Raw genomic sequence first — 15,841 nt, forward strand, 5'->3', positions numbered from 1 at the left:
TCTCGTAAAGCTGCCCTTGCTGCATCCATATATTCAATCCTCTGCAGGCGCGATCATAAATCTTTTGTTGTTCATCAAATGCAGTTGGGACGTTTTCTAATCCCCAAAATACCTTGATACGCTTTATTATTGTTTCGTAATATTTTTGTCAGGCTGTCGATGTGTAAACGTGACGAAACTCCTCGAATGCTATTTATGTATGAGTTGAATGTAAAAAATTTGTTCCATTAACAAAAATGTTTTTTATTTACAAATAACATTTGACAATTCTTAGTAAATCGTTTATAGTAAATTTAAACTTAAGATCGGAAGGGTGAACTGACCTAATGAAGTACTAATCCTATTTATGAAAGGTTACAATTGAAGGCTATGTTTAGCAGACAATCTCTGCTGTGTTTGCAATGACTTCAATTGTCGTTTTTTCAGAATAGGATTGGTCTTCTATAGGTGGATCTAAAAGAATAGTTTCTTTTTGGTGTGCCCCTAAATATTTATGCCTCCTATTCTGAATGTATATAGGAGGCATTTTTTTGTCTCCTAAGTTAGTACAAAGGAGATGTTCATATGCTCTTATTAGAAGCTCATCATATAAAGCACTATGTACAGGATCGTTTATTACTAGATGTGGATCGATTGGAAATCCATCAAAAAGATCGAATTGGATTAGTTGGTCGAAATGGAAGCGGGAAAACGACGTTACTTCATATTTTAGCTAAAAAAATTTCTTCAGAGGAAGGGAGCGTTATTCAACATACTCAATGTGAACTTTTGCCGCAGTTTAAACGAACAGATACAACAAAAAGCGGTGGTGAAGTGACGCAAGAATATATTCAAAAAGCTTTTGTGAAAGATCCAGAGCTTTTACTTGCAGACGAACCAACGACAAATCTCGATACAGACCATATTGAATGGTTAGAAAAGAAACTGAAAGAGTGGCAGGGGGCATTTATCATTGTTTCACATGATCGCGAATTTTTGGATGCTCTTTGTACGACCATATGGGAAATCAATGAAGGAAAGATTAAGGAATATACAGGCAATTACAGCGATTATGTAAAACAAAAAGAAGTAGAGAGACGTCAAGAACAGTTAGCGTATGAAAAATACGAGAAAAAGAGAAAGCAGTTAGAAGAAGCATTAAAATTAAAAGAGAAAAAAGCGGAAAGAGCAACAAAGACTCCTAAAAAGGTAAGTAAATCAGAGGCGAAAATTACTGGAGCGAAGCCGTACTTTGCCAAAAAGCAAAAGAAGCTGCAAAAAACAGCGAAAGCCATTGAAACGAGATTAGAAAAACTTGAAAAGGTAGAAAAAGTGAAAGAATTCCCGCCGCTTAAGATGAACTTGCCGAATGCAGAAGCGTTTAAAAATCGAATTATCTTGCGTGTAGAGGATGTAACAGGCAGGATTAGCGAACGTGTACTTTGGAGCAATGCAAGCTTCCATGTACGCGGTGGTGATAAATTAGCGATTATCGGTCCAAATGGAAGTGGAAAAACGACGCTTGTAAAAAAGATCATCAACGAAGAGCCTGGCATTACACTTTCCCCGGCTGTGAAAATGGGTTACTTTAGCCAAAATTTAAATATATTAGATGTGGAAAAATCTATTATTGAGAATGTCCAGTCTTCTTCTAAACAGAATGAAACACTTATTCGGACGGTTCTTGCGAGAATGCATTTCTTCAGAGATGATGTATATAAGCCAGTAGAGGTTTTGAGCGGCGGTGAGCGGGTAAAAGTTGCGCTGGCAAAACTATTTTTAAGTGATATCAATACGTTAATTTTAGATGAACCGACGAATTTTCTTGATACGGAATCTGTTGAAGCATTAGAGTCTCTTCTAAAAGAGTATGAAGGAAGCGTGATCTTCGTCTCCCACGATCGCCGATTCATTGAAAATATCGCTACACGAATTTTGGCAATACGTAATCAAAAGATTGCACTTTTTGAAGGAACCTATCAGCAATATAAACATGCTCAACTGCAAAAAACTCGAGACACTGCAAAAGAAAAACGTCTCTTACTCGAAACAAAAATATCAGAAGTACTAAGTCGCTTAAGTATCGAACCATCTAAAGAATTAGAAATGGAATTTCAAAAACTTTTACGAGAAAAAAGGGAATTGGACAAGTTTGAATAATTGCGAAGAATTCTTTTTTGAACCAAAGGTAATTTCGATGTATAGCTTTTATTTAAAGAGCAATACCAATATCGTCTTGGACAGTTGAGCAAAAAATACAGAAAAGATTTTACAGGAAGTGATGAAACTGCTTGGATCACGATCATTTAAAGCTTATAAAATGATCACGTGTATGTGTTAAGCACAAAATGCTGTCACAAACTTCAGGTATTATTGTTTTCTAAAGGGATCAGATGGTGGAGAATCAGGGAGATTAATGGACAGCTTCTTCAAGAAAATGTTGTATAAAAGCGGAATAATTGCTAGTTTTCTTTGACTTTTTCAGATAAGATCTCTATAATAATCGGTGTACTGAAAATTTAAAGGAGGATTATTAAAAAGTGTATTCTGTCAGATTGCGTTTCCCAGCTTTGAACTAAGTAATTAAATACGTTCAAAGGCTCTGCTTGTGAATGCAGAGTAATGGGAGCAGTCTGTCCTTTTTTAATAATCTTCATTTCATATAGAAAATATGTAATATGAAGACAGACGGGTCTCGTCTGTCTTTTTTATATATGTATAATTATCAATTATCCTTCTTTTATTTAGCAAAAGGAAGGTTTATCCCGCTTTAACGGGCAATAAGTCCCCGCTTCAAGACTAAATATAATAAGTCTAAGTGGGGAATAACTGCCCGTAAAAGCCCGATTGGTTTAGCTAACCATCAGTGGGGATGAAGGCCGATTAAAAACGCAGCGTCATCATTTCTTCATCGGCACTAGCACATGTCGCCCACTGATGGAAGTTTCACTTTATTTGGTGACGGCTTCAAATAGCCCCGTAATTTAAATAAGGATGGGTCTTCTTCCCTTTACTCTGAATCACAGGCAGATCGCCTGTGTTTTTTTATTTGGAAAGGGAGAGATCACATGACCAAAAAAATCAAAAGTGCAGAACTTGTTAGTGAATTTGTAGCGGTATTCAGATGTCCACTCTGTAAAAGTTCGATGAGGGTTGTTGATTTGAAAAGCCTAATATGCTCTAAAAATCATACTTTTGATTTCACTAAACAAGGATATGTAAACTTGATGACTCGTTCCTCTACTAGTCATTACAAGAAGGAATTGTTTGAAGCAAGACGCAAAATCATTATGGAAAGCGACTTATACACATTCGTGCATGAAGCGATTGCAAGGTCGATAAAGGAGTATATGGACGTTTCTTTTAAACCTTTAATGGTTGCAGATGTAGGGTGCGGAGAGGGCTCCCATTTACAAAGGATTTTGGACGAATGTAAGGTTTCGGCAATGACTGGGATTGGTCTTGATATTTCAAAGGAAGGCATTGCCATGGCTGCGAAGAGATACGAAAACCAAATTTGGTTAGTAGGTGACTTGGCAACATCACCGCTTGCGGATCAATCGTTTCATGTAATTCTAAATATCTTATCTCCTGCCAATTACAAAGAATTCAAGAGGATATTAGTTGAAGATGGACTTGTCATTAAAGTTATTCCTCGTCCTCATTATTTGAAAGAGCTGAGAGATGAACTATTTGATCACAACGAAAAAAAGGTCTATAAAAATGATCAAACAGTGTCGCTTTTCAAAAAACATCTCCATCTGCTGGATGTGCAGCATTTATGTTACACAAAGAACCTTAATAAAGCTGATCTTAAACACTTGGTGCAAATGACCCCGCTAGCATGGTCTGCGGATAAAGGGCGTATTGATGCGTTTATAAATCGGGATTCGGCTGAGATCATGGTGGATTTGGAAATTTTAGTAGGCGTAAAGAAAACATTTGCAACAAGAATGGGGGCTGCGAATCATGGAAAAAGTATTGTTAAATAATATTGAAGTTTCATTTTCCGGCCAACTTGTTTTAAATATTCCTCGACTGGCCGTACACCAATTTGATCGTATCGGGATTGTCGGAAAAAACGGGGCCGGAAAGAGTACGTTGTTGAAGCTTTTGGCAGGCCAAATTACGCCTGATAAAGGTCAAGTACATCGTTTTGCCGATTTTGCTTATTTTGATCAGCTGTCAAGACCGGTTAAACGTGAAATCGATTATAAATTTCTAGGAAGATTGTCAATCCCGCAAACAGAAGTGAAAAATTTAAGCGGCGGAGAACAAACTCGTTTGAAATTAGCGGAAATTTTCTCCACCTATCATGAAGGTTTATTAATAGACGAGCCGACAACACACTTAGATGAGGACGGTGTGCAGTTTTTCATTGATGAGCTAAGTTATTACTATGGCGCGCTTGTTCTTGTAAGCCATGATCGCCATGTGCTGGATGAACTCGTTACAAAAATTTGGGAGGTAGAAGACGGGCGTGTAACGGAATATACGGGGAATTATTCAGACTACGCAGAACAAAAAAAGCTCACTCGGAATAGACAGCTTAAAGAGTACGAAAAATACGTGAAAGAAAAAACGCGTCTTTTAAAAGCAGCTGAGGAGAAAATGAAAAAGGCTGAAAAAATTACTCAGCCAAATAAACGTATGTCAAAAAAGGAAACAAAAGCAAAGGCAAATAAAATGTTTATGACGAAATCAAAGGATACAAGCCAAAAGGCGATTCAACGTGCAGCAAAAGCGATTGAGCAGCGTGCGGAGCAACTCGAAGCAGTAGAGGCGCCAAAAAAGGAACAAACCCTTTATTTTCCTCAGCCAGCTGCTCTCAAACTGCACAATAAGTTTCCCATTATGGCGGATCGATTGACGCTTAAGGCAGGAAATAAAATTCTGCTTAAAGAAGCCAGTTTCCAATTCCCATTAGGGAGCACGGTCGCTATCACGGGAAAAAATGGTTCAGGGAAAACAACACTCCTTCGTCATATCATCCAGCAAGGGGAAGGAATTATTCTTTCTCCGAAAGCTGTCATCGGATCATATAAACAAATGGGCTATCAATTTGAAAAGAACGAAACAGTAGTTTCATTTATGAAAGAACGAAGCGACTATCATGAAAGTAAGATTCGTGCAGTTCTGCACGCAATGAATTTTACAGGAAATGATTTAGAAAAGAACGTCCGCAATTTAAGCGGTGGCGAAGCTATCCGTCTAGTTTTGTGTCAACTATTTTTAGGAAGATACAATATACTGATTTTAGATGAACCGACCAATTTTTTGGATGTTTTTTGTATTGAAGCGTTAGAGCGTTTTTTAAAAGGATATGAAGGAACTGTTATCCTCGTATCGCATGATCGCATGTTTATTGATCGTGTCGCAGATCATATATATGTCATGGAAAACCAACAATTGAAGCTAAGAAACTGAAGCAGGGAAGACGTTCCTGCTTCTTTTTTTATAAGAATCCTTTTTAGGCGGGTGATTTTTTAATAAGAAATTGTATAGTGTGAACGCTTATTTTTCAAAAATAGAACTATGTGCTAAATGAACATTGAAATAAAATAATGAAAATAATTAAACAAGAAGGTAAAGGAAAAATGGAAGTTTAAGGAGAAGAAAAAGGATTAAAAACAGAGAATTCTTTAAAGGGCATCAAACAGAAGCATAATGGATGCTTTTCACTCTAGATCAAACAATCAAAATAAATTTGCTATTTACTGATTGTTAAAGTTTTTAATAAAAATGTTATGTTAACTGTATGGTGAGTCGGGATACAACCAAAGATTCCAGCCCTTTGTTTCTTTGTGATACAGTTAGAAAAAAGAGGATGGGTGATTGGGAATCATTCATTTTTCCATTGGTCATGTTTGCTTTTCTTATTGCTTTTGCACGTGCAGTGTTATTTGTAGTCAAATCATTAGTCATGAGAAAAGTTCAGCACAAATTGATAAGAAGCTGGATAGAATCATTGAACTGTTAGAGAAACAAAGCAAAGGATAACCTATTCTTTTAGACGGTTTAAGGAGGCCGTTTTACAACATAGAATTAGACAAAAACTAACCTAAAAACATTGTGTCTGAGGGGGAACGATTGCCTTCAGGGAGATTTCAAGAAGTACCTATTTATCCAACGGCACTCAAATGTATGCCGATCCTGCGGCACGAACATTGTATCTGTACCAATGGATGAAGATGGAATGAGAATTTATGAAACATGCGAACTTAGATTAATACATACTATTCCGGAATTTTTTTAAGTCAGGAAAGAAAAAAACAACTATTAACTCTTGTGCGAAGATATCAAACGATTGTTTTATAAGAGAGAAAAACAAACAAATCAAAGCAATATCTGTGTCTTCATGATCAGTTCCTTATCTACAACACTCATCTGGCAGCCCGATGTATCATGCCTTGATAGCGATGGTTAGATTTAAAAAATCCTAAACGGTACTGCACAAGCAAACTAAGGAGTTCAGTAAACGCTTTCGAATAAAAAATTCTTCTGTACAAAAAAGAAAATACCCACAAAATTTTGACTCAATCTTATTAAACGAGGATTGACATTTGGGGCATTTATTACGTATTTTATAAATAACAGCTATAAAATATTTAACTTTTCTGAAAATTGTGTTAATATAAGCTGATGAAGGAGATTTTCTATGGCAAATAAAACTTTAAAAGAAAGAATTATCGATACGGCTCTGCATCTTTTTGAACAATACGGCTATCATGGGGTTACTGTCGATCGGATTGTCACAGAAATCAACGCATCAAAAGGCGGCTTTTATCATAATTTTAAATCAAAAGATGAACTTCTTTATCACATTCACGATGTGTTTATCACCTATGTGCTCAACAAGGCACAGGCGGCCTATGAAAACTACAAAACCCCTACAGAGCGTTTATGTGCTATTATCCAATCATTTGTGAAAGTATTTCATTTATATAAGCCGCATATAACGGTGTTTTATCAAGAAAGCAATTATTTAAAGCCGGAGTATGCACAAAAAATTAATGAAAAGCGTGATGAGTTTAAGCAGGTGATTTTTCGGGTCATTCGCGAAGGAATTGACGCAGGCGAGTTTCGCCCAGAGCTTTCAGTGGAAATTACAGGCATGACGATTATTGGCATGGTGAACTGGACGTATAAATGGTATAAGCCGGAAGGACCGATGACAATCGAGCAAATTGCCGACTATTTTATTGATTTTATTCTGCATTCTGTCCTTACAGAAAAGGCTAAGCAAAAGGCGGAAAATATCATTTATTTCATCAAAAGCAAGCAGACTTCGCTTCAATCATTTTAAAATTTAAAAAATGATTTTTAGTTAACGTAAATTTTTCGTAAAAAACCGACTAGTCGGTTTTAGAATAATATGTTAGAAATGGGGGAGAGAGCATGAATTTTGAACTTACAAAAGAGCAACAGATGATTAAAGAAATGGTAAGGGAGTTTGCTGAGAAGGAAATTGCACCAAACGCAGCGAAATGGGATGAAGAAGCCTATTTTTCCATCGAAATATTCAAAAAGATGGGAGAGCTAGGGCTATTGGGAATCCCGTTCCCAGAAGAATATGGCGGAGCTGGTGGCGATACGATTTCATATGCTGTTGCTGTAGAGGAAATTGGCCGCGCCTGTGGCGGAACAGGTCTTAGCTATGCTGCTGCTGTCTCATTAGGTGCAAGCCCTATTTACTATTTTGGTACAGAAGAGCAAAAGCAAAAGTGGCTTGTTCCAATGGCCAAAGGAGAGGCGTTGGGAGCGTTTGGGTTAACTGAACCGAATGCCGGTTCAGATGCTGGCGGAACCCGAACGAGAGCGGTGCTTGACGGAGGTGAATATGTGATTAATGGAGAAAAATGCTGGATTACGAATGCAGGGCATGCAAGACAAGTGATTGTCACCGCAGTGACCGGAAAGGATGACAAGGATAAAAACATCATCTCTGCTTTCATTGTTCCAACAAACGCTCCGGGATTTACGATTCAATGCAATTACGACAAAATGGGTGTCCGTGCCTCGAATACGTGCGAGCTTGTGCTTGAAAATGTACGCGTGCCGAAAGAGAACATATTAGGGGATCCGGCAAAGGGATTTAAGCAATTTTTATATACTCTAGATGGCGGTCGCATTTCGATTGCTGCTCTTGCCGTTGGCATCGCTCAAGCCGCGTTTGAGAAAGCGCTTCAATATGCGAAGGAACGGAAACAATTTGGTCAATCCATTTCTAAATTCCAAGCGATTCAATTTAAGCTTGCCGATATGGCGATGGAAATCGAATTAGCCCGCAGCATGGTGTATAAAGCGGCCTGGCTAAAAGATCAAGGGAAACCGTTTACAAAAGAAGCCTCTTTCGCTAAACTGTTCGCTTCTGAAGCTGGCTTCCGCATATGTAATCAGGCAATTCAAATTCATGGAGGATACGGGTATATGAAAGAATATGGGGTCGAGCGCCATTTGCGCGATATTAAGCTCATGGAAATTGGTGAAGGCACATCAGAAATTCAGCGGATCGTTATTGCCCGTCAGCTTGGATGTTAAAGGACAGAAAAATGGAGAGGATGAAAATTTATTTAAACAAAGGAGGCGCATGTTATGGCGGAGATGTTAGAGGTTACGGTTGGCAAACTATTAGAAGAAAAAGCGAATGCTTATCCAGAGCATGAGGCTGTTGTGTATGCAGATCGCGGACTTAGAATGACATACAGGCAGTTTGATGAATATTGTCGTCTTGTTGCTCGAAGCTTAATGAAACTGGGCATTCAGTCAGGAGAGCATATTGCAATTTGGGCAACCAACACTCCTGAATGGCTGGCATGCCAGTTTGCTACAGGCAAAATGGGGGCTGTACTTGTGACGGTCAACACGAACTACCGTACAGCTGAATTAGAATACTTATTGAAGCAATCAGATTCCACGACCCTTCTTTTAATCGAACAATATCGCGATACCTCTTACATTGACACGATCTATGAGATTGCCCCGGAGCTGTACGAATGTCAGCCAGGACAGCTGAAGGCGAAGCGTCTTCCACGTCTAAAAAATGTCATCGTTCTTGGTGATAAGCGTTACCCTGGCACATATACATGGAATGATCTTTTGGCGATGGCTCAAGATACCGCTGAAGATGAACTCGATCAACGAATGAACTCCCTTGACCCGCATGATGTCATCAACATGCAATACACTTCAGGAACGACAGGATTTCCAAAAGGAGTTATGCTCAGCCACTACAACATTATCAACAACGCCTACAATATTGCTCAATGCATGAAACTCACGAAAGATGATCGTTTATGTATTCCTGTGCCATTTTTTCACTGCTTTGGCTGCGTGCTTGGCGTCTTAGCATGCGTCTCTGTCGGCGCTACGATCGTACCAATTCAAGAATTCAATGCTACCCAAGTGCTTCAAACGGTTCAAGATGAAAAATGCACCGCTTTACATGGTGTGCCGACCATGTTTATTGCTGAGTTGAACGATCCTGATTTCGAAAAATACGATCTGTCTTCATTGCGGACAGGAATTATGGCGGGATCAAATTGTCCAATTGAAGTAATGAAGGCGGTCATCGAAAAAATGGGAGCCAAAGAAATTACGATTGCTTATGGACAAACTGAATCTTCGCCTGTCATTACTCAGACGAGAACGGATGATCCTATTCATTTGCGCGTCGAGACAGTCGGGCGTGCTCTTCCAAACGTTGAAGTCAAAATAGTCGAACCAGGCACAAACAAGGAAGTACCGTGCGGTGTGCAAGGAGAGCTATGTACGCGAGGCTATCATGTCATGAAAGGATATTATAACAATCCGGAAGCGACGAAAGAAGCGATTGATGAGGAAGGATGGCTCCGTACAGGCGACTTAGCAATAATGGATGAAAATGGATATTGCCGCATTACTGGAAGACTAAAGGATATGATCATCCGCGGCGGAGAAAACATTTATCCACGGGAAATTGAAGAATTTTTATATCAGCATCCGAAAATTCTAGATGTTCAAGTGGTCGGTGTACCTGATGAAAAATACGGAGAAGAAGTAATGGCGTGGATTATTTTAAAATCAGGGCAAACTGCGACGGCTGAAGAAGTTCAAGAATTTTGCCGCGGAAAAATATCGCGTCATAAAATCCCCCGTTATATTGAATTTACCGATTCGTATCCGATGACAGCATCCGGAAAAATTCAAAAATTTAAATTGCGCGAGCAGGCTAAACAAATTCTTAGTACAAAGACAACACATGAATAGGAGGAGTTGCATGTTTAAAAAAGTGTTAGTGGCCAATCGGGGAGAAATTGCAGCTCGAGTCATTCGAACGTGCCGGCGGTTAGGAATTCAGACAGTAGCCATATACTCAGAAGCAGATGCTGATTCGCTCCATGTAAAATGGGCAAACGAAGCTTATTTAATTGGAAAGCCGCATGTCAGTGAAAGTTATTTGAATATTGACAAAATCATTGAGGTTGCAAAAGCGACAAAAGCGGAAGCGATTCATCCAGGGTATGGTCTCTTGTCGGAAAACCCGACATTTGCGCACCGTTGTGAAGAGGAAGGAATTGTATTTATCGGACCAAATGCTGATGTTATTGCGAAAATGGGAAGTAAGATTGAGTCTCGGAAAACAATGTCAGAAGCAGGTGTGCCGATCGTCCCCGGCATCTCCTTTCCGCTTCAAAGTGTTGAGGAAGCAGCAAGCACAGCAGCGACGATCGGTTATCCTATTATGTTAAAGGCGTCTAGCGGCGGTGGCGGTATCGGAATGCAAATCGTCCATAATGAAGAGGAATTGCACAAAGTGTTTGAAGGCAACCAAAAGCGGGCGACTTCCTTCTTCGGCGATGGGGCGATGTATTTGGAAAAGTATATTCAGAATCCGCGCCATATTGAAGTTCAGCTTCTTGCTGACCACTACGGGAATTATGTGTATTTATGGGAACGTGAATGTTCGATTCAGCGGCGTCACCAAAAGGTGATTGAAGAAGCTCCTTCTCTGTTTTTAGATGAGCAAACAAGAAAAAGAATGGGGGAGACAGCCATTCAAGCTGCCCAATATATTGGTTATACAAATGCAGGAACGATTGAATTTCTTGTTGATGAACAGAAAAACTTCTACTTTCTTGAAATGAATACGCGTCTTCAGGTAGAGCATCCAGTAACTGAGGAGATCACCGGTCTGGATCTTGTCGAAGAGCAGCTGCGCATCGCTGCCGGGGAAAAGCTCGGCTATAGCCAAGATCACATCCAGCGTCAAGGGCATGCCATCGAGGCGCGGATTTACGCAGAGGATCCAAAAACATTTTTTCCATCCCCCGGAACCATTTCTGCGCTTCAATTACCGGAGGGAGAGCGTATTCGCAATGAAACAGCTGTTCAAAGCGGAATGGTCGTAACGCCGTTTTATGATCCAATGATTGCTAAATTAATTGTAAAAGGCGAAAACCGAAAGGAAGCGATTAATCGCATGCTGCAAGCGCTTGGCAGCTATCAAATTGAAGGAATTAAAACAAACATTCCAATGCTAAAAGAAGTGTTGGCACACCCAGAATTTCAAGCGGGACATACAACAACCGATTTTGTAAATCGGCATTTAAGCAGCGTTTCTATCAAAAAATAAGATGTTGATCAAGTCTTCCACTTTTCTTGATTAGAGAGTGGAAGACCTTCAATCTGCAAGTTCAGGAAATGGAGGAGTAAAAAGATGAATCAGATTGTTGCAATAATGGCAGGGAATGTATGGAAAATTGTTGTTTCTGTCGGAGAAAACATTGAGAAAGGGCAAGATGTCGTGATTTTAGAATCAATGAAAATGGAAATTCCTATTGCTGCAGAAGCAAGCGGAATCGTTAAAGAAATTCATGTGAGGGAAGGCGATTTTGTCAATGAAGGCGATATTTTGCTTGAATTTGAATAAGAGGTGAGGCGCGTGGGCAACTGGCCTAAACACGTTACGATTAAAGAGGTAGGGCCTCGTGATGGGCTGCAAAATGAAAAGACAGCCATTGCGACTGAAGATAAAATTGCTTGGATCAATCAGCTTTCCAAAACAGGGTTGACGTACATTGAAATAACATCATTTGTTCATCCAAAATGGATTCCGCAGCTAGCCGATGCGCTAGATGTTGCAGCAGGAATTGAACGAGCTCCTGGTGTTACTTATGCAGCGCTTGTTCCGAATCAAAAAGGGCTTGAAAATGCTTTGACGACTCAAGTTGATGAAATCTCTGTATTTATGTCTGCAAGCGAGACGCATAATCAAAAAAATATTAATAAATCAATCTCAGATACCTATCCTGTCTTAACAGCTGTTGTTCAGGAGGCAAAGCGTGCTAAGAAAACTGTTCGCGGCTATCTTTCAACGGTTTTTGGTTGCCCTTATGAGGGGGAAGTTTCCATTGAGCAGGTAGCTGCTATATCAGAGCGGTTGTTTGAAATGGGAGTGGATGAGCTTTCTTTAGGTGATACGATCGGTGTTGCTACCCCTCGCCAAGTGGAAGCTGTGCTCAACTCGCTTCTAAAGAGATTCCCGAAAGAAAAGCTATCCATGCATTTTCACGATACAAGGGGAACAGCCTTAGCCAATGTGCTGCTTTCATTAGAAATGGGGATTACGACTTTTGACAGCTCGCTTGGTGGACTGGGCGGCTGTCCGTATGCACCGGGAGCTTCCGGAAACGTAGCGACTGATGATTTATTATATATGCTTCATGGCATGGATATTGCTACAGGCATTGATGCTGGGCGGTTAACGGAGGCAGCGCTATTTATTCAAAATAAAATCGGTCGAGCGCTCAATAGCCATTATTTGCAAACCGTTGATCCTTGTTTGTCCTAATAAAGGAGAGTGATTAAATGGAATCTTCTATTCTCTATGAGGCGGCGAATGGAGTGGCAGTGCTGACTTTGCATCGCCCGCAAGCAGTCAACGCTTTGTCTACAGCGCTGTTAATGGAGCTGAAGCAAAAGCTTGGGCAATTAAGGTTTGATCGCTCGATCCGTTGTGTGATCGTAACAGGAAGTGGAAAAAAAGCATTTTGTGCTGGTGCTGACTTAAAAGAACGTGCCAGTATGACTGAAACAGAAGTGAGAAAAACCGTTGCGCTGATTCGCGAGACGATCAATGAATTTGAACAGCTTCCAGCACCAACTATTTGCGCGATTAATGGCGTTGCATTTGGCGGAGGCCTCGAATTGGCGTTAGCTTGCGATATCCGTATTGCCTCTGATCATGCTCAGCTTGGATTAACCGAAACGGCGCTTGGGATTATTCCAGGTGCTGGCGGAACTCAGCGTCTCCCGCGTTTAATCGGAAAAGGCAAAGCAAAGGAGCTCATTTTTACGGCTAAACGGCTAACGGCAGCGGAAGCAGCCAGCATCGGAATAGTAGAATATGTTGTGCCGTATGAGCAGTTAATGGAAAAGGCAAACGAACTTGCCGGACAAATAATTCAAAATGCGCCGATTGCTGTTGCCCAAGCTAAAATAGCCATTAATCGAGGTCTGGAAGTCGATTTATATACAGGTTTGAAGCTGGAGCAGATGGCTTATGAGATGACAATTCCAACGAAGGATCGTTTAGAAGGGCTGCAAGCCTTTAAAGAAAAGCGGAAGCCTGTTTATAAAGGAGAGTAAAGGAGGAAGTGCAAGTGATCAACGAGCAAGCAAAAACATTGACCGAGAAATTGGCGGAACAAGTCGAAAAAATTGAACAAGGCGGCGCATTAAAGTACCATCAAAAAAATGCGGAGAAAGGCAAGCTATTCGTACGAGATCGTCTAAAGCTGTTATTTGATGAGGGAATGCAATTTGAGGATGCTTTATTTGCCAATTGTCTTGCTGACGGTCTGCCAGCTGATGGCGTGGTAACAGGGATCGGAAAAATCAACGGGCAAACCGTATGTGTAATGGCCAATGATTCAACGGTAAAGGCGGGATCGTGGGGATCACGAACCGTAGAAAAAATCATTCGTATCCAAGAAACCGCAGAAAAGCTTCGGTGTCCGATGCTTTATTTAGTAGACTCGGCTGGGGCTCGGATTACGGATCAAGTCGAAATGTTTCCTGGTCGCCGCGGGGCAGGGCGCATTTTTTACAATCAAGTAAAGCTTTCTGGAAAAGTGCCGCAAATATGCTTATTATTTGGACCATCGGCGGCCGGCGGTGCTTATATTCCAGCTTTTTGCGATATCGTCATTATGGTCGAAGGAAACGCTTCGATGTATTTAGGATCGCCGCGAATGGCGGAGATGGTGATTGGCGAAAAAGTGACGCTTGAAGAGATGGGTGGAGCGCAAATGCATTGCAGTGTCTCTGGATGTGGAGATGTACTTGTGAAAACAGAAGAAGAAGCCATTCAGTTTGCCCGCAAGTACTTATCTTATTTTCCAGCCAATTTCGCTGAAAAACCGCCGATTGTCGAAGCAAAGCCAGCGAAGAGCTTTGAAAAAACGATTGAGGACATTTTACCCCTGAATCAAAATGCGCCGTTTAATATGTATGACTTGATCGAGCGTTTTATTGATGAAGGCTCTTTTTGCGAAATCAAAAAGCTGTTTGCACCTGAATTGATTACAGGACTTGCTCGCTTGAATGGACAGCCAATCGGTATACTCGCTAACCAGCCGCGCATCAAAGGCGGTGTCCTATTCCATGATTCGGCTGATAAAGCAGCCAAATTTATTACTTTATGTGATGCCTTCCATATTCCGCTTTTATTTTTAGCCGATATTCCAGGATTTATGATCGGCACAAAAGTGGAAAGGGCAGGAATTATCCGCCATGGAGCGAAAATGATTTCAGCGATGTCAGAAGCAACGGTTCCGAAAATTTCTATTATCGTGCGAAAAGCGTATGGGGCAGGTCTTTATGCGATGGCTGGCCCGGCCTTTGAACCGGATTGCTGCTTAGCGTTTCCTAATGCACAAATTGCTGTGATGGGACCAGAAGCAGCGGTTAATGCAGTCTATGCCAATAAAATTGCTGAGCTTCCTAAAGAAGAACAGGCAGCCTTTATTGAACAAAAACGGGAGGAGTATCGCCGCGATATTGATATTTATCGTTTAGCCTCAGAGATGGTGATAGATGGAATTATCGCTCCAAACCAGCTTCGCGAAGAATTGATTCGTCGCTTTGATGCCTATATGTCGAAATATATCGTCTTTTCGGAAAGAAAGCATGGAGTATATCCGGTGTAATAAAAAAGGTTCTTTGTCAAATATTGGGGTTCAGGCTGCCGCGCTTCGCTTGGTGGCCTTTTCTTCTGGAAAGGGGGTACCTCCCTTTCTAAAAGAAAAGGTAGTGCTAGCCTATATGTCCCTCAATTCTTTTAAACTTGTGGATTCATAGTATTTTTGAACGAAAACGGGTAAAATTCTTATATCAATAGGCATTTCGCTTTCATACCTCCGTTAAATTGTTGATCACTTGCTTTGTCTTGTCGCATTTGATGAGGGAAGATAAGCCTTTCTTCTATACGGACAACCATGTCGCAGGCATGTTGTGATTTTTGATTCAATCCAGCTTAAATAGCTTTGGATCCATTGCTTCTCGAAGAGGGCGTAACCGGGCCGCGCTGCTGAATTTAGAAAACGAACTAACGCCAGTGACGATATCCAATGGGTCGAGGGCGCTGCAGAATAATTTTTCCCCTGTGCCAAGCTCTCAACCTGAAAGCCAGTCTTTTCCGGAAACGTCTGAGCTTAATTCTAATGCACCATAAGCCGAGTCCAATGCAACCACTGCCGGCGACAAATGAATGAGACGAGCGCTGTAATTTGTCCCAAGAATTCTTTCTTCAACTGTCCGTCATTGATCCTTTTGCATTAAAAATTAATAGATTTTATCAATAAAAAGCATCATAAGGGAA

The 15,841-nt window shown here is 40.6% G+C and carries 13 protein-coding genes; 12 read left to right on the plus strand and 1 reads right to left on the minus strand.

The window, feature by feature from the left end; all coding sequences use genetic code 11:
* Positions 1-373: 373 nt before the first annotated feature.
* Positions 374-526, minus strand: a complete 153-nt coding sequence (locus NST97_RS03510) for a hypothetical protein (protein WP_158640213.1) — start codon at positions 524-526, stop codon at positions 374-376.
* 38 nt (positions 527-564) lie between these two features.
* Here NST97_RS03510 and NST97_RS03515 point away from each other — a divergent pair, with 38 nt between their 5' ends.
* The 12 genes from NST97_RS03515 (at position 565) to NST97_RS03565 (ending at position 15,170) form a co-directional block, all read left to right on the plus strand.
* Positions 565-2,139: a Vga family ABC-F type ribosomal protection protein gene (locus tag NST97_RS03515; RefSeq protein ID WP_117017485.1), complete on the plus strand. Its 1,575-nt coding sequence runs from the start codon at positions 565-567 to the stop codon at positions 2,137-2,139.
* Positions 2,140-3,047: 908 nt separating this feature from the next.
* Positions 3,048-3,971, plus strand: coding sequence for a putative RNA methyltransferase (locus NST97_RS03520; protein ID WP_341342933.1), 924 nt, complete (start codon positions 3,048-3,050; stop codon positions 3,969-3,971).
* Positions 3,949-5,406, plus strand: coding sequence for an Msr family ABC-F type ribosomal protection protein (locus NST97_RS03525; RefSeq protein WP_341342934.1), 1,458 nt, complete (start codon positions 3,949-3,951; stop codon positions 5,404-5,406). Before NST97_RS03520 ends, NST97_RS03525 begins: the two co-directional genes overlap by 23 nt.
* Before the next feature lie 408 nt (positions 5,407-5,814).
* Positions 5,815-5,979 (plus strand): DUF4083 family protein, encoded by a 165-nt coding sequence (locus NST97_RS19180; protein ID WP_130157298.1) that lies wholly within the window; start codon positions 5,815-5,817, stop codon positions 5,977-5,979.
* Between the two features lie 658 nt (positions 5,980-6,637).
* Complete coding sequence (locus tag NST97_RS03530) at positions 6,638-7,285, plus strand: TetR/AcrR family transcriptional regulator (protein ID WP_339192816.1); 648 nt, start codon at positions 6,638-6,640, stop codon at positions 7,283-7,285.
* A gap of 92 nt (positions 7,286-7,377) precedes the next feature.
* Positions 7,378-8,520, plus strand: coding sequence for an acyl-CoA dehydrogenase (locus tag NST97_RS03535; RefSeq protein WP_066250694.1), 1,143 nt, complete (start codon positions 7,378-7,380; stop codon positions 8,518-8,520).
* 63 nt (positions 8,521-8,583) lie between these two features.
* On the plus strand, positions 8,584-10,227 hold the full coding sequence (locus NST97_RS03540; RefSeq protein WP_445684591.1) for an AMP-binding protein: 1,644 nt from the start codon (positions 8,584-8,586) through the stop codon (positions 10,225-10,227).
* A 10-nt stretch (positions 10,228-10,237) separates the two neighbouring features.
* Positions 10,238-11,593, plus strand: a complete 1,356-nt coding sequence (locus NST97_RS03545) for an acetyl-CoA carboxylase biotin carboxylase subunit (protein ID WP_341342936.1) — start codon at positions 10,238-10,240, stop codon at positions 11,591-11,593.
* Between the two features lie 84 nt (positions 11,594-11,677).
* Positions 11,678-11,890 carry an acetyl-CoA carboxylase biotin carboxyl carrier protein subunit gene (locus tag NST97_RS03550; RefSeq protein ID WP_063389476.1) on the plus strand — a complete coding sequence of 71 codons (213 nt, stop codon included), beginning with the start codon at positions 11,678-11,680 and terminating at the stop codon, positions 11,888-11,890.
* A gap of 12 nt (positions 11,891-11,902) precedes the next feature.
* Positions 11,903-12,811, plus strand: a complete 909-nt coding sequence (locus tag NST97_RS03555) for a hydroxymethylglutaryl-CoA lyase (RefSeq protein ID WP_063389475.1) — start codon at positions 11,903-11,905, stop codon at positions 12,809-12,811.
* A gap of 17 nt (positions 12,812-12,828) precedes the next feature.
* Complete coding sequence (locus NST97_RS03560) at positions 12,829-13,608, plus strand: enoyl-CoA hydratase (RefSeq protein WP_063389474.1); 780 nt, start codon at positions 12,829-12,831, stop codon at positions 13,606-13,608.
* Between the two features lie 14 nt (positions 13,609-13,622).
* A complete protein-coding gene (locus NST97_RS03565) occupies positions 13,623-15,170 on the plus strand; it encodes an acyl-CoA carboxylase subunit beta (RefSeq protein WP_341342937.1) in 1,548 nt (515 codons plus the stop codon).
* Positions 15,171-15,841: the final 671 nt, after the last annotated feature.

This window comes from Aeribacillus sp. FSL K6-1305 (assembly GCF_038050115.1).
GTDB lineage: Bacteria > Bacillota > Bacilli > Bacillales > Aeribacillaceae > Aeribacillus > Aeribacillus composti.

Coding starts and splice junctions, on each gene's coding strand:
- NST97_RS03510 (WP_158640213.1), bottom strand. CDS start 526: ATGCCTCCTATATACATTCAGAATAGGAGGCATAAATATTTAGGGGCA.
- NST97_RS03515 (WP_117017485.1), top strand. CDS start 565: ATGCTCTTATTAGAAGCTCATCATATAAAGCACTATGTACAGGATCGT.
- NST97_RS03520 (WP_341342933.1), top strand. CDS start 3,048: ATGACCAAAAAAATCAAAAGTGCAGAACTTGTTAGTGAATTTGTAGCG.
- NST97_RS03525 (WP_341342934.1), top strand. CDS start 3,949: ATGGAAAAAGTATTGTTAAATAATATTGAAGTTTCATTTTCCGGCCAA.
- NST97_RS03530 (WP_339192816.1), top strand. CDS start 6,638: ATGGCAAATAAAACTTTAAAAGAAAGAATTATCGATACGGCTCTGCAT.
- NST97_RS03535 (WP_066250694.1), top strand. CDS start 7,378: ATGAATTTTGAACTTACAAAAGAGCAACAGATGATTAAAGAAATGGTA.
- NST97_RS03540 (WP_445684591.1), top strand. CDS start 8,584: ATGTTAGAGGTTACGGTTGGCAAACTATTAGAAGAAAAAGCGAATGCT.
- NST97_RS03545 (WP_341342936.1), top strand. CDS start 10,238: ATGTTTAAAAAAGTGTTAGTGGCCAATCGGGGAGAAATTGCAGCTCGA.
- NST97_RS03550 (WP_063389476.1), top strand. CDS start 11,678: ATGAATCAGATTGTTGCAATAATGGCAGGGAATGTATGGAAAATTGTT.
- NST97_RS03560 (WP_063389474.1), top strand. CDS start 12,829: ATGGAATCTTCTATTCTCTATGAGGCGGCGAATGGAGTGGCAGTGCTG.